Origin of the sequence: Salinibacter grassmerensis (genome assembly GCF_947077765.1) — a bacterium.
In the GTDB taxonomy this organism is placed as follows: domain Bacteria; phylum Bacteroidota; class Rhodothermia; order Rhodothermales; family Salinibacteraceae; genus Salinibacter; species Salinibacter grassmerensis.
Genome location: NZ_CAMTTF010000001.1, coordinates 85,904 through 100,776, shown reverse-complemented (window position 1 = coordinate 100,776; position 14,873 = coordinate 85,904). Strand labels below are relative to the sequence as shown.

Below are 14,873 nucleotides of genomic sequence, written 5' to 3'. Positions count from 1 at the left end.
ACTCAGGATGCGATATTTAGAGGTTGAAGCGGAGGCTCAGCGTGCCGGTGAACGCGCTCGTCGAGACGTCCTCGAAGTTATCGGCGTCTCCCAGGTTGGCGAGCCCCAGGTTGTACCGCCCGTCGACCGCAATCTCGCTGAGCGGGCCCTTGTTCAGCGCGTAGGCGATCTCTCCGCCCACGACGCCGCTGAAGTCCACGTCAGTAAAGCTGTCGTCAGCATCGGCGCCGTCAACCTCACTGTTGGTGATGAAGCCGAGGGCCGGGCCTGCATATATGCGCGGGGTGACCGGCGCCGTCGGGGCGCTGAGCTTCAGCAGCACCGGTATCTCGATCACGTCCTGGCTGACGCGGATGTCCTCCGAGCCGGCCTTGTTGAAGTGGTTCTTCGCCCCGCGCCGGGAGTAAAGCACCTCCGGCTGCACGGCGAAGGCCTCGTTGACCTGGTAGTTCACGAAGACGCCGCCCGTGAAGCCCGGCCGGAAGTCATTGGAGCTTACGTCATCGCCGTAGAAGGTTGCCTGCGTGACGCCGCCCCGGACCCCGATATCAACGGGCGACTGGGCCTGGCTGGTCATCGGCAGGGCAAGGCCCAGCAGAAGGGCGAGGGTTGCGATCGAGGCTGTGAGTTTCGATGTTACGGTTTGCATGGTCTACACAGATGATGGTTGTGCTGTAGATCGTGTGACACAGGGGTGCTGCGACGGATAGGGTGGTGCCGTCGGTCGCAGCGCTACCTGTGTTTTCTTTGTTTGTGCACCGGTGTTAAGCGCCGGCGTGAGAACAGTCGGTTGGTGGCCCCGTCTAGCGCCACGGGGCAGACGCCGGCCCTGGAAAGGGCGACACCTTCATGTTGAACACTTCCGTCCTGCTCGGTACTTCTGAATGAACGTTCATTCCGAAAATCTATTTATCGGGGTGGCGTTCCTCCATGCGCCGAACTTCACGTGGTTTCCTATGGGCTCTCACAGGGCCTTTGGGGAATCGCTCTCGCTGTGTCTGGATGAAGGGCGGGTGGCCAGGTGCAGGACCATCACCCAATCGCCGGGATGCCGACGAGGAGCGTGTATACCAAAACTCCCGTCACCAAGAGCGTGGTGGCTCCATGCACCCATCGTCGGTCGGTCACAATCAGGCCGGTCAGGACCGCGATAATCCCAACGTTGACCCCAGCATTCTGCACAAGGCGCGCGGTCGTGATTGCCACCTCCCTCTGCGTCCCCCATTTCGCCACGTTGAACAGCTGACTGGCCCCCAGCAGTCCGATGAACGTTCCGAAGAACCACCGGCGGTGGGCTCCCGAAAAATAGAACGCCTTCAGGTCTAGTACGTCTCCGTCTCCCCCGCCGGCCTCACTCTCCTCCTCGGGGCTCGTCACCACCCGCCACGTTGCCCGCTCCGGATCGGGCAGGGCGAAGGCGCAGAGCAGGTAAAGAAGGAGAAACCCCAGAAGCACGGGGGCGAAAGCGGCAACGTGGGCAAGGACCTCGTCCCGAAGAAACCGAAACGCCTGCCACCACACCTGTAGGACGAGCAGAAACACGATGGCCGCCCACGCAAGGGGTAGCACCGGGCGGCCCGGACGCACCAGTTCGCGGAGGCTCCGGGCAAGATCTGTGAGCCCGAGCCCGACGATGATGGAGACGAAGGCGATGAGGTACTCAAGCTGGCTCATCGTGCGTGCAAGTTCATCGTACGTGCAAGTTGTTTCACGATCACAACGATCTCCACCGCACCGGTTCCGTTGCTTCAGCGAGCACGGACGACATGTAAATCCAAGCAGTCGAAGGGTGGATTGTCTCGGCGAGCCGGGAGGCATCTATACAGTGCGGGAGGCGATGTAACGTTGTCCCTCGTCCCGAGACAAAAGTCTTGCTCTTGAAGCGACTAGATGCGACGACCGTCGCCGACCAGACATTGACGCGAGGGGACGGAGCGGAGGACCCCGTCCGCGCCTCGGACGTAACGTTTTTTAGATTCTGCTCGAACTCCATTCGGAGGAGTTTCTCGCCCGTGATGCGGTCGTTGTTTCCGTCAGCCGGTACGTCGTAGTGCCCAGCTCGGGGCAGGAGAGCCGATGGCAGGTTCCGGGCCCATCGGCGGCGCGCATCCGGCGTGAGAAGCCCTCTCTTCCGAACACATCCGCACGTTTCGCCCTCCCGTTCCCGCACGAACAAGACAATTTCGGACCATGTCGACCGCCGAAACCGCCGAAAAACCGACCCTTGCCATCCGCGACGAGGGCCAGTCGCTCTGGCTCGACTACATCCGTCGCAGCCTCATGGAAAGCGGGCAGCTTGAGCGGCTCGTCGAGGAGGATGCCCTCCGCGGGCTTACCTCCAATCCGGCCATTTTCGAGAAAGCCATCGGCGGGAGCCGCGAGTACGACGACGCCATCACCGCCTTCCTGACAGAGGACCCTTCGATGGACGCGGCCACCATCTACGAGCGGCTGGCGGTGGAGGACATCCGCCGCGCCGCCGACATCCTCCGGCCCGTCTACGAGGAGACCGGGTACGACGGCGTCGTGAGCTTGGAGGTCTCGCCACACCTCGCCCACGATACCGAAGGGACCATTGAGGAGGCCCGCCGCCTCTGGGGCGCCGTGAGCCGGCCCAACCTCATGATTAAGGTGCCCGCCACCGAAGAGGGCATTCCCGCCATCGAGCAACTGCTGAGCGAGGGGATCAATGTCAACGTCACTCTCATGTTCTCGCTCGACCACTACGAGAAGGTGGCCCAGGCCTACCTGCGGGGGCTCCGCAAGGCCGACGACCCGAGCGGCATCGTCTCGGTGGCGTCCTTCTTCGTGAGCCGCGTGGCGCGCGAGGTCGACGCCCGCCTCGACGAGCGTGGGCTGACCGACGAGGTCGACTTCGACGGCAGCGACGTGGCCATCGCCAACGCCAAGCTGGCCTATCGTCGCTTCGAGGAGATCTTCCACGGCGACGACTTTGCGGACCTCCGCGAGCAGGGCGCCTTCGTGCAGCGGCCGCTCTGGGCGTCGACCAGCACGAAGGACCCGACCCGCTCGGACGTGCTCTACGTCGAGTCGCTCATTGGAGAGCAGACGGTCAACACCATCCCGCCCGATACGCTCGACGCGTTCCGCGACCACGGCACCGTCCACGGCCAGACGGTCACCGACGACCTCGACCGGGCCGAGGCCGTCCTGCGGCAGCTTGAGGACGCGGGCATCGACCTCGACGACGTGACCGAGACGCTCCAGGCCCGCGGCGTGGAGAAGTTCGCCAACCCGTTCGACGACCTGATGGAGGTGCTCGAGGAGAAGCGCGACGAGATTACCGCCCACCTGCCCGACCCGATCTCCCTCCACCTACACGAGCACGAGACGGCCGTGGCGGAGCGCCTGGACGCCTGGCGCGAGGACGACTTCGCGTGCCGTATGTGGCGCCGCGACCCGACGCTCTGGGCCGACAAGGACACGCCCGAAATCACCAACCGCCTCGGCTGGCTCGACCTGCCGGAGTCGATGCAGGAGCAGGCCGAGGAGATCACGGCCTTTGCGGACTCGGTGACGGAGGACGTTGACGACGTCGTGGTGCTCGGCATGGGCGGCTCCAGCCTCGCCCCGGATGTCTTCAGCAAGGTATTCGAGCCGGCGGATGGCTACCCGGACGTCACCGTGCTCGACAGCACGCACCCGGACGCCGTGACGGCCCTGGCCGACGACCTCTCGCTCGACCGCACCCTTTTCGTCGTCGCCAGCAAGTCGGGCACCACCACCGAGACGCTCTCCTTCTTCCGCTACTTCTGGGACCGGGTGTCGGGCCTCACCGACACGCCCGGCGATCACTTCGTCGCGACCACCGATCCGGGTTCGAACCTGGAGGAGATGGGCGAGGAGCGCGACTTCCGGGCCGTCTTTCGGGCCCCCACCGACGTGGGCGGCCGCTACTCGGCCCTCACCCCCTTCGGCCTCGTGCCGGCGGCCCTGATGGGCGTCGACATCACGCAACTCCTCGACCGAGCCTGGGCCGCGGAGGCCGGCTCCGACTTCTGCGTGGAGGCGCCCAACAACTCGGGGCTGGAGCTGGGCGCTGCCCTCGGCGAGCTGGCCGCGGCTGGCCGCGACAAGGTCACCTTTGTCACCTCCCCGACGCTGGACAGCTTCCCCGCGTGGCAGGAGCAGCTTATCGCCGAGAGCACCGGCAAAGACGACACCGGCATCGTCCCCGTCGCCGACGAGCCGCTGGCCGACCTGGACACGTACGGGGACGACCGCGTCTTCGTCTACTTCTACCTCCACGGGGAGCAGGACCGGGACACGATCGAGACCCTCAGCGCGCTCGACGAGGCCGGCCATCCCGTCATCAGCGTCCGGCTTGACGACCGGTACGACCTCGCCCGCGAGATGTACCGCTGGGAGATGGGCGTCGCCACGGCCGGGGCGGTGCTCGGCATCCATCCCTTCAACCAGCCGAACGTGGAGGCCGCCAAGCGCCTCGCCCGTGAGGCGATGCAGTCCGAGGACGGCGCCGGCGGCGAGACACGCACCATCACGGTCGACGATCGCGACGTCCTGGAGCAGGAGCTCGCCGCCTGGCTCGACGCGGCCGACGAGACGAGCTACCTCGGCGTACAGGCCTACCACGCCCCGTCCGATGACACAACGGCGGCCCTGACCGACCTCGTCACGGCCCTGCGCGATGCGACCGGCCATGCCACCACACTCGGCTACGGCCCGCGGTTTCTCCACTCCACCGGCCAGCTGCACAAGGGCGGCCCGCCAAACGGGCTCTTTCTGCAGCTCGTGGACACGCCGGACGCGGAGGTGCCCGTGCCGGAGACGGACTACACCTTCGAAGAGCTCATCGCGGCCCAGGCCACGGGCGACCACCAGGCCCTCCGAGAGACGGATCGCACGGTCTTGCGCGTCCACGTCGACGCCTCGGACCTCGGCCGCCTCGTGGACGCGGTTGAGGCACAGGGCGAATGAGGCGGGCCATGTGATGAAAAGACGCATGCCCGACTGCCGCTCCACCGACGATCCGTTCCGTCCCTCTCCCCGCCCCGCCGGGCGAAATCGTGCCGCTCTCGGGGTCTGTGTCCGGCGGCGCACGTTCCGAGCAGGCCCGAACGGGCACGACCGCGTCCTTCCACGGCACACAACGTTTTCCCAAACCCACCGCTTCTCTTCGCTATGACACTTGGAATGATCGGACTCGGCAAGATGGGCGCAAACATGGGCCGGCGCCTGATGCGCGACGGCCACGAGGTCATCGGCTTCGACCTCGACGAGAGCGCCGTGCAAGAGCTCGAGGACGACGGCGCAACGGGGGCCACGGCCCTCGATGCCCTCGTCGACCAGTTGGAGCCCCCACGCGTCTGCTGGCTGATGGTGCCGGCGGGCGACGCCGTGGACGCCACCCTCGACGACCTGCTCCCGCTCCTCGGTGAGGGCGACGTCGTCGTGGACGGCGGCAATTCGAACTACAAGGACACGCTCCGCCGCGCTGGGCGCACAGAGGAGCACGGCATCCACTACGTCGACGTGGGCACGTCCGGCGGCGTGTGGGGCCTGGAGGAGGGCTACAGCATGATGGTGGGCGGCCCCGACGCGGCCATCGACCAGCTCCGGCCCGCCCTCACCACCCTCGCCCCCGGCCCCGACAAAGGCTGGGGCCACATGGGCGATGTCGGCTCGGGCCACTTCGTCAAGATGGTGCACAACGGCATCGAGTACGGCGTCATGCAGGCCTACGCCGAGGGGTTCGACATCATGAAGTCGAAAGAGACGTTCGACCTTGATCTCCAGCAGGTGGCCGAGACGTGGCGGTTCGGGAGCGTGGTGCGCTCCTGGCTGCTCGACCTGACGGCCCGTGCGCTTGAGGAGGGCCAGGACCTGTCGGGCATCGAACCCTGGGTCGACGACTCCGGCGAGGGCCGCTGGACGGTGAAGGAGGCCATCGACCTCGACGTGCCGGCCCCCGTCATCACCGATGCCCTCATCTCGCGGCTCGACTCGCGGACGGAGGACTCCTACACCCACAAGCTGCTGGCCGCCATGCGCAATCAGTTTGGGGGGCACGACGTCAAGTCTAGCGACGAGTGACGCCCCCGAACGCCGAACGGAGATGTCCCCCGTTCCCCCACTCCCGTTCGCACCTCGACACTCGCACTCCGGATATGTCTCAGATTGACCCCCACCTGTTCGTCATCTTCGGGGCCACCGGCGACCTCACGAAGCGGAAGCTGATCCCGGCCCTCTATCATTTGATGCAGGACGAGGACATGGCCCGGCGGTGCGTCGTGCTGGGCGCGGCCCGGTCGGACTGGTCCGACGAGCGGTTTCGGGAGGCGGCCCGGGCGGCCCTCCGCGAGAACGGCCATCCGGAGGAGGAGGTGGACGCCTGGTGCACCCGGAACCTGTACTACCAGTCCCTCGGGCCCGAGGGCAATGACTACGAGGGCCTGCGGGAGCGCGTGGAGCGGCTGGAACGGCACCGCGACCTGCCCGGCAACCGCGCCTTTTACTTTTCCCTCCCGCCCAGCATCTACACCCAGGCCATTGAGGGACTCGGAGAGGTGGGGCTCAACACGAATTCGGGCTGGACGCGGGTGGTGGTGGAGAAGCCGTTCGGGTACGACCTCGACTCGGCGCAACGCCTCAACGACCGGATCCACCACCACTTCGACGAGAACCAGGTGTACCGCATCGATCACTACCTGGGTAAGGAGACCGTGCAGAACCTAATGGCCTTCCGCTTCGGGAATGCCCTCTTCGAGTCGATGTGGAACCGGGAGCACATCGATCGGGTGGAGATCACGGTTGCCGAGCCGCTCGGCGTGGGAGGACGGGCCGGCTACTACGACCAGTCCGGCCACGTGCGCGACATGGTGCAGAACCACCTCACCCAACTCCTGTCACTGGTGGCCATGGAGCCGCCTGCCAGCATGGACGCCGGCGCCATCCGCGACGAAAAGGTGAAGGTCCTGAATGCGGTGCAGCAGCCCGACCCCGAGTCCGACGTCGTCCTCGGCCAGTACCAGGCCGGCACCGCCGACGGCGAGCCAGTGCCCGGCTACCGGGATGAGTCGGACGTGCCGGCGGACTCCGGCACCGAGACCTTCGCCGCCCTGCGCCTGGGCGTCGCCAACTGGCGATGGCAGGGCGTTCCGTTTTTCCTGCGCACAGGCAAGCGGCTTCCGCAAAAGCTCACCCAGATCGCCGTGCGCTTTCAAAGCGCGCCGGTGTCTCTCTTTCAGGCGGACGGCGGGCCCTGCATTCCGCAGAACGCGAACTGTGAGGCCTCCCCGAACGAGCTACTTATCACGCTGCAGCCGGACGAGGGGTTTGATTTACGCTTCGAGGTGAAGGCCCCTGGCAACAGCGACGACGGCTCGATGACCCTGGAGACGCAGCAGCTTAGCTTCTCCTACCAGGACGCCTTCGGCCCCGTCCCCGACGCCTACGAAACGCTCCTGCGCGACATCATCGTGGGAGACGCCACCCTTTTCGTCCGGGCCGACGAGGTGGAGGCCTCGTGGCAGCTTTACACGCCCCTCTTGGAGACGGACCTCTCCGTCCATCCGTACGAGGCGGGCACGTGGGGCCCCGACGCGGTGGATCGCCTGCTCCCGACTTGGACTTCGAGTGGCCGCGCCCGTGCCCGACGCGCAGAGGCGGCCTCCTCGTAGCGACCGCCCCACTCTTTGGCCTCTTTCGCCAAGTCCTCTTTCCAAACGCCCCCTTCCAGAATGCCAAGCCCGACCCCCTACGATCTCATCGTTATCGGCGCCGGCCAGGGCGGCGGTCCGCTCGCCGGCACGGTCGCCGAGGCGGGGCACGACGTTGCCCTCCTGGAGCGTGCCCACGTGGGCGGGACGTGCGTCAACGAGGGGTGCACCCCCACCAAGACCATGGTTGCCAGCGCCCGGGTGGCCCACCTCGCCCGCCGCGCGGGGGACTACGGGGTTGAAACCGGTGAGGTGAGCGTTGACCTGGAGACGGTCCGCCAGCGCAAGCGCGACATCGTAGACATGTTTCGGTCCGGAAGCCGCAGCAGCATCGAGGAAAAGGAAAACCTGGATCTCATTGAGGGCGACGGCCGGTTCGTCGACGCGACGACCGTGGAGGTGGATCTGGGCGACGGCGAGACGAGCACCCTGACGGCAGACCGGATCGTGATCAACACCGGCGCCCGTCCGGTCATCCCGCCCATCGACGGGCTCGACGATGTTGATCCTCTCACGTCCACCTCCATCATGGAGCTGGGCTCGGTGCCGGACCACCTGCTCATCCTCGGCGGCGGCTACATCGGCCTCGAGTTCGGGCAGATGTTTCGGCGATTCGGGGCGGAGGTGACGATTATCGACCGGGGCGAGCACGTCCTCGGCCGCGAGGACGCAGACGTGGCGGAGGCGCTCCAGGACATCCTGCGCGAAGACGGAATCCGCGTCTTGAACGAGACGAGCCTGACGGCCGTCGGGTCGACGGACGGCACGATCACGGCCCACCTGGACGGCCCCGACGCGCCGGACCGGGTGGCCGGGGACGAACTGCTCGTGGCCGCGGGCCGGCGCCCGAATACCGACACGCTGAACGTGCGTGCGGCGGGCGTGGAGACCACCGAGCGGGGCCACGTGCAGGTGGACGACCGGCTCGCCACCACCACCGACGGCATCTACGCAATTGGGGACGTAACGGGCGGCCCGGCCTTCACGCACGTCTCCTACGACGACTACCGCGTGCTCCAGGACAACTGGCTCCACGGCGGGGACCATACTACCGAGGATCGCCTCGTCGCCTACACCCTCTTCACCGACCCGCAGCTGGGCCGCGTGGGCCTCACCGAGGCGCAGGCCCAGGACCGCGGCCTCGACGTGACGGTGGCGCAGATGCCGATGACCCACGTGGCCCGGGCCCTGGAGGTCGACGAGACGCGCGGCCTCATGAAGGCGGTCATCGACTCGACGACCAACCGGCTCCTCGGCGCCGCCGTGTTGGGCATCGAGGGTGGGGAGGTGATGTCGATCCTGCAGACGGCGATGATGGGCAACCTTCCCGTCGATCGCCTCCAGGCCGCGCCCTTCGCCCACCCCACGCTGGCCGAGTCGCTCAACAACCTGTTCGCGGGCCTCGACCTGGGCCCGGCCGAGGAACCGTCGGGGGGCGAAGACTGACCCAGCTACTATTATCATTCACCCTCCCCGTATCCTCATGCCCCCTGTGCCTCCTCGTCCCACCCTGCCCCGCCGCTCGGTTGCCGGGCTCACGCTCCTTCTCGCCGTCGCGCTCGGGACGATGGGCTGCGGCGCTGGAGACTCGTCGTCGTCCTCGGCGGCGAACGTTGTGCCCGAAGACGAGGTCGAGCGTCGTGTTGCGGATGCCCGAAGCCGGCTCACCCAGAACGAGGGCGGGCAGCGTCTCCTGGAGGCCATCGAGGCGCACGGCGGACTCGCGGCGTGGTACCGGGCCCCGACCAGTTCCTACACCTGGGCCTACGCCAACAAAGGGGCCGACCTCCGCTTCGAGTCGTTTCTCGTCGTCGACAACCGCACGCGCCACGCCCACCACGACCTCCAAACCATCGGCTCATACGATGCTGCCCGGCCGGTGGACGCCCGGTTTGCGTGGGACGGAGAGCGGGCGTGGATCGCACCGGACTCCCTCAAGCGGCTCAACCCGCGCTTCTGGGCGCTGACGGGCTTTTATTTCCAGCAGATCCCGTTCGTCCTGGCCGACCCCGGCGCCCAGTACGAGGCCCTCCCGGACGATTCGATCGACGGCACGCCCCACGACATGGTGCGGGTCACGTTCGGGGAGACCGTGGGCGACTCGCCCGACGATACGTATACGCTCTACCTCGACAAGTCGACCGGGCAAGTCGACGCCATCCGGTACACGGTGAGCTACGGGCGCGACGTGGGCCCCGACGAGGACCTGCCCCAGACGTTTTTTGACTACCAGGATTACGTGACCGTCGATGGCCTGACGGTGCCGACCCGGTTCGAGGGCTACTCGTACTCGGAGGCCGACGGGCCCGGCGATACGCTCCAGAGTGAGGCCGTCGCCGACAGCATCTCATACCGCCGCTCGTTCGACGAGTCGGAACTGGAGCCACCCGAAAACGCACGGTTCGTGTCGTTGCCGGGTGAGGGGTAAGGGGGGCGTTACACAGCCGCGCCTTCCCCCCGGTGCTGCGACGGTGGCACGCCGAACTCGTCCCGGAACGAGCGGGAGAAATACGACTGGCTGTTGAAGCCGACCGCGTAGGCCACCTCTCCGATCGTCACGTCCTCCCGCTCTTGGAGCAGCTGCGCCCCGGCCTCCAGCCGACGACGGCGAATGAGCTGCACCGGCGTGCGGTCGTAGGCCTCCTTCATCCGGCGCCGCAACTGAGAGGCGCTCAGGGCCGTCGCCGCCGCCAGCTCCGACACCCCGAAGTCGGGGTCGGTGAGGTGCTCCGCGATCGCTTCCTCAATTCGGTCCGGCAGCGGGGCAGCCTCGGCGGTCGGGGGGAGCTCCTCGTTCGCCTTCTCGGCCCCGTCGCTTCTCTCATCCGCGGCATTTTGGGATTCTGCCGCCGCGCCCCCCCTTTCGCCGAACGACTCCCGGAGCGTTCGTCGTGTGGCAATGAGGTTCTCGATGTGTGCAATCAGTGCCTCCGGCTCGAAGGGCTTGGTGAGATAGGCATCGGCGCCCACGTCGAGGCCCTCGACCTTGTCCTCCAGGTCAGCCCGTGCGGTGAGAAAGACCACCGGCACGTGGTCGATGTCGGGATCCTCTTTGATCTTCCGGCACAGTTCGAACCCATCCACCTCCGGCATCATCACGTCACTAATCACCAGGTCTGGCAGCAGCGTCCGGGCGAGGGTGTACCCCTCCGCCCCGTCGTGGGCCTCCTCCACCCGGTACTCTGGCTCCAGGTGGGTCCGGACGAGAGTGCAGACGACCGAGTTGTCGTCGATCACCAGCACGGTCGTCCGGTCCTCATCCGGCGACTCGGCGGGTGTGTTCGGGGCCGGGGCCGACGTGTCCGTCCGGCTGGACAGGGCCTCGCGGGAGAGCACCAGGGGGTCCTGGCCAAAGTCGTTCTCCGGAGACGCCTCTCTCGTGTCGGCCGAGGATGCCCCCGGGTGCGCGCCCGACGCGCCCGACACGGGAAGATCGTGGCCCGGGGGACGCCGGGGCAGCCGGACGGCGTATCGCACCGTGCCGTCGGCCGCGTGGTCGATCTGCAAGGTGCCGCCGTGCAGGGTGGCCAACCCGTCCACGAGGTGCAGCCCGAGCCGCGTGCCGATGCGATCTGGCGCCTGGAGAGATTGATCGTCGCGCGTCCTCCACAGATCGTCGTCCGCGGGTGGATGCCCCTGCTCCCCCGTGTGCTCGGCGACGAGTTCAAGGCCATCCGTCTCTTCTTCGACGCCCGCCGGGGGGGAGCAGGAGCGGACGGTCACCTGGATCGTGCCGTCTTCCGCCGCGGCGCGGAGGGCGCTGGAGAGCAGGTTGGCAAGCATCGTCTCCATCTTTTCTTCGTCGAACCAGGCAACGGGATCGTCGAGGGTCGACTCGAAGTGGAGACGCACATTTCGACGCTCGGCAAGGGCCTCGAAGGACCGAACGCCCCGGACCACGAACGACGGCAGGTCACCGTCGGTGGGCGTGAGGGACATACGGCCCGTTTCCAACTCTGCCAGGTCCAGCAGCTGGTTCACGAGCCACAGGAGGCGCGTTCCGCTCCGCTCCGCGAGGCGGAGCTGCGTCCGCACCTCGTCGCCAAGGGCCCCGTAGCGCCCATCCAGGAGGGTGTCGATGGGACCGAGGGTGAGGGTCAGTGGGCGCCGAAATGCGTGGCTGATCTCTTCGAGGAACTGCGACTTGGCCGTGCGCATCTCGTCGAGCGTCTCAACCCGGTTGGTGGCCGTGTCGAGCGCCTCCTCGGCCGCGTCTCGTTCTTCGCGGGCCGCGTCGATGCGGGCTTCCGCTCGCCGACGCATCCGGCGCAGGCGGCGCCCGTGCAGGAGCGCCATCGCCCCGATCCCGCTCCCGGCGAGTAGCACACCCCCCCACCAGGATGCGGCCAATCCCACTAGGCGTCCGGTCACGAGAAGCCCGAGCCCGAGGAGCGCAGCACCCACGGCCGTCCCCCACAGTCCAGACCATGCTCGAACGGCGAGGCCATCGGAATCAGCCTCGGGGGGAGCAGTCATGACAGCACGTAAAGTTTGGACGCGGGAAAGCGGTGCGCCGGCGCGCGGATGTGAGTCTGATTGCCGGCAGACGAACGGACCGATGCGGCATATATCAACGAAGAGAAAAACGTATGCCAACGCGCCCCCGGTCCGAATCGGACAGCGCCCTCAACGCCCTTTTCGCCCCACACATCCCTCGGGGCGCTCTAAACAGGAATGGTATGCGGATCAGGAGCTGTGTAAAAACGAAACTTTTTGCCTCGTTCATTTCCTCTTACCCCAGCGCATGTTTTTCACTGGGGCACCGCGGACATTTGCCCGCCTTTCCTGGTTCACGGTGGACAGAATTCTTGTTTGATGACGGGATCCTCGTACCGATACCGACCCTTCCGCATCGGGGGGTCATTGGATTTTCACGCTAGGCACTTGGCAAATCCGTCTTGCACTGCGACCCTTGTACATGGGATGTTCTAAGGTCCCCCGCGCATCCGCAGTACGCCGCGTCTGCTCATCGTCCTTCCTCCTATGTCTTCCGACCACATGACGTCGCGCGACAAGCTCGAATCCATTGCCATCAACCTGTGGTGGACCTGGACCCCTAAGGCGCGGTCCCTCTTCCGGCGTCTCAACCCTGAAGTGTACCGGGCGTCGGACGACAACCCTCGGTCCGCCCTCGCAACGGCCAAGGACGAGGTGCTGAACGACCCGTCCTTCCAGGACGACGTGGACGCGGTCTACCAGCGCTACCGGGACTACATGGAGCGGACGCCGCAGGTGGAGGACGCCCCCGAGACGGCGTACTTCTGCATGGAGTACGGCCTCCACGAGAGCATTCCACTCTACTCGGGTGGCCTCGGCGTGCTGGCCGGCGACCATTCGAAAGCCGCCTCCGACCTGGGCCTCCCCTTCACGGGCATCGGCCTCTTTCTGCGGGAGGGATACTTCCGACAGTCGTTCGACGCCGACGGCTGGCAGGAGGCAACGTACCCGGTGCTCGACCCAGCCAAGCATCCCGTCTCGCTCGTCTCGGAAGGCGGCGGCGATCCGTTGACCGTCACGGTGCCCATCGGCACCCACGAAATTGCGGTGCGGACCTGGAAGGTGGCGCTCGGCCACACCGACCTGTACCTGCTCGACACGGACTTCGACGCCAACCCGGACGAGTATCGGCCCCTCACGCGTCGGCTGTACCAGGGGGGCGACCGCGAGCGCATCCACCAGGAGCTCGTCCTCGGCGTCGGGGGGCTTCGGATGCTGCGGGCCCTGGACGTGACGCCCGACGTGTATCACGCCAACGAGGGCCACTGCGCGTTCCTCATGCTGGAGCTACTGCGCGAGCGGCTCGCGGCGGGCGACGACGTTGCCGACGCCGAAACGTGGGTCCGCGACCGCAGCGTCTTCACCACCCACACGCCGGTGATGGCCGGGCACGACCACTTCGACCCCGACCTCTTCTCGGAGGCGATGGCCGGATTCCGGGACGAAATTCACCTCAGCAACCACGACCTGCTCAGCTACGGCCGCGTCCACACGGACGACCACGAGGAGACCTTCACGATGACCGTTCTCGGCCTCAAGCTGTCCCGGGCGGCGAACGGCGTCTCGGAGCTCAACGGCCACGTCGCGCGTCAGCAGTGGGAGGACCTCTACCCAGACCGCCCGCTCGACGAGGTCCCCATCGACGCCATCACGAACGGCGTCCACCTGCCCACGTGGACGGCCGGGCCGGCCCGCGACTTCTTCGCCGACCACATCCACGTCGACCTCACGGAGGCGCAGGACCCGGACGACTGGACCGACCTCGCGGACCTGAGTGACGAGACGCTCTGGGGCCTCCGGTGCTCGCTCCGCGAGCGCCTGCTCCGCTACGTTGAGGAAAAGGTGCAGGAGCAGAGCCTCCCGATGCACCCCGACCTCGACCCCGAGGCCCTCACCATCGGCTTCGCGCGCCGCTTCGCCACCTACAAGCGCGCCCCGCTCATTTTCCGGGACCGCGAGCGCGCCCGGGCCCTCTTCTCCGACTCGGACCGCCCACTGCAAATTCTGTACGCGGGCAAGGCCCACCCCGACGACGACGCCGGCAAGGACTTCATTCGGCGCATCTACGACCTCAGTCAGGAAGAAGGCTTCGACGGGAAGGTCATCTTCTTGGAGAACTACGACATGGAGATGGGCCGCATGCTCACGTCTGGCTGCGACGTGTGGCTCAACAACCCGCGCCGCCCGCTGGAGGCCTCCGGCACGAGCGGCCAGAAGGTGGCCGCGCACGGCGGGCTCAACCTGAGCGTGCTCGACGGCTGGTGGCCCGAGGGCTACAACGGCAACAACGGCTGGGCCATCGGGCCGGAGCCGACCGGCGACTACGGCGAGGCCGACCCCGAGGTGCAGGACGAGCAGGACGCCGCCTCGCTGTATCGGCAGCTCGAAGAGGGCGTGCTTCCCACCTTCTACACCCGCGACGACGACGGCCTGCCCACCGACTGGATCGACATGATGCGCGAGGCCATAACCGGCGTCCCGGCGCCCTTCAGTGCCAAGCGGATGGTCCTTGACTACGTAGAGGAAATGTACCGGCACGACGGCTAGCTGCTCGTGGCGTGCGCCCCGGCCCGCGTCGTTGCTTTGGGCGCAGGTCTGTGCTCACGTCCTCGCACGAGGGGTCTGCGGCGCGAGTCTCACGGGGAGCTGGACGCGGGCACTACAGTTGAGCCCAGT

Annotated in this window: 9 protein-coding genes; 6 read left to right on the top strand and 3 right to left on the bottom strand. The window is 66.9% G+C overall.

Annotated features, from left to right (window positions below):
• Positions 1–16 precede the first annotated feature (16 nt).
• Positions 17–649 carry a porin family protein gene (locus OJB03_RS00465; RefSeq protein ID WP_263784345.1) on the bottom strand — a complete coding sequence of 211 codons (633 nt, stop codon included), beginning with the start codon at positions 647–649 and terminating at the stop codon, positions 17–19.
• Positions 650–1,032: 383 nt separating this feature from the next.
• The gene (locus OJB03_RS00460; protein WP_263784344.1) at positions 1,033–1,674 is read right to left on the bottom strand and encodes a hypothetical protein; all 642 of its coding nucleotides are present in this window, start codon (positions 1,672–1,674) and stop codon (positions 1,033–1,035) included.
• A 516-nt stretch (positions 1,675–2,190) separates the two neighbouring features.
• Between OJB03_RS00460 and OJB03_RS00455 the strand changes: the two genes are divergently transcribed.
• The 5 genes from OJB03_RS00455 to OJB03_RS00435 all read left to right on the top strand — a co-directional run bounded on the left by OJB03_RS00455 (position 2,191) and on the right by OJB03_RS00435 (position 10,128).
• Entirely contained in the window at positions 2,191–4,959 is a 2,769-nt protein-coding gene (locus OJB03_RS00455) for a bifunctional transaldolase/phosoglucose isomerase (protein WP_263784343.1), read from the top strand.
• Positions 4,960–5,163: 204 nt separating this feature from the next.
• Entirely contained in the window at positions 5,164–6,075 is a 912-nt protein-coding gene (gnd, locus tag OJB03_RS00450; RefSeq protein ID WP_263784342.1) for a phosphogluconate dehydrogenase (NAD(+)-dependent, decarboxylating), read from the top strand.
• Positions 6,076–6,149: 74 nt separating this feature from the next.
• Positions 6,150–7,661, top strand: coding sequence for a glucose-6-phosphate dehydrogenase (gene zwf, locus OJB03_RS00445; RefSeq protein WP_263784341.1), 1,512 nt, complete (start codon positions 6,150–6,152; stop codon positions 7,659–7,661).
• 60 nt (positions 7,662–7,721) lie between these two features.
• Positions 7,722–9,146 carry a mercuric reductase gene (locus OJB03_RS00440; protein ID WP_263784340.1) on the top strand — a complete coding sequence of 475 codons (1,425 nt, stop codon included), beginning with the start codon at positions 7,722–7,724 and terminating at the stop codon, positions 9,144–9,146.
• A 37-nt stretch (positions 9,147–9,183) separates the two neighbouring features.
• Positions 9,184–10,128, top strand: a complete 945-nt coding sequence (locus tag OJB03_RS00435) for a hypothetical protein (RefSeq protein WP_263784339.1) — start codon at positions 9,184–9,186, stop codon at positions 10,126–10,128.
• Between the two features lie 8 nt (positions 10,129–10,136).
• Here the strand turns inward: OJB03_RS00435 and OJB03_RS00430 are convergent, their stop codons facing one another.
• Positions 10,137–12,176: a hybrid sensor histidine kinase/response regulator transcription factor gene (locus OJB03_RS00430; protein WP_263784338.1), complete on the bottom strand. Its 2,040-nt coding sequence runs from the start codon at positions 12,174–12,176 to the stop codon at positions 10,137–10,139.
• A 522-nt stretch (positions 12,177–12,698) separates the two neighbouring features.
• Here OJB03_RS00430 and glgP point away from each other — a divergent pair.
• The gene (gene glgP, locus OJB03_RS00425; RefSeq protein WP_263784337.1) at positions 12,699–14,744 is read left to right on the top strand and encodes an alpha-glucan family phosphorylase; all 2,046 of its coding nucleotides are present in this window, start codon (positions 12,699–12,701) and stop codon (positions 14,742–14,744) included.
• The last annotated feature ends 129 nt before the right edge of the window (positions 14,745–14,873 follow it).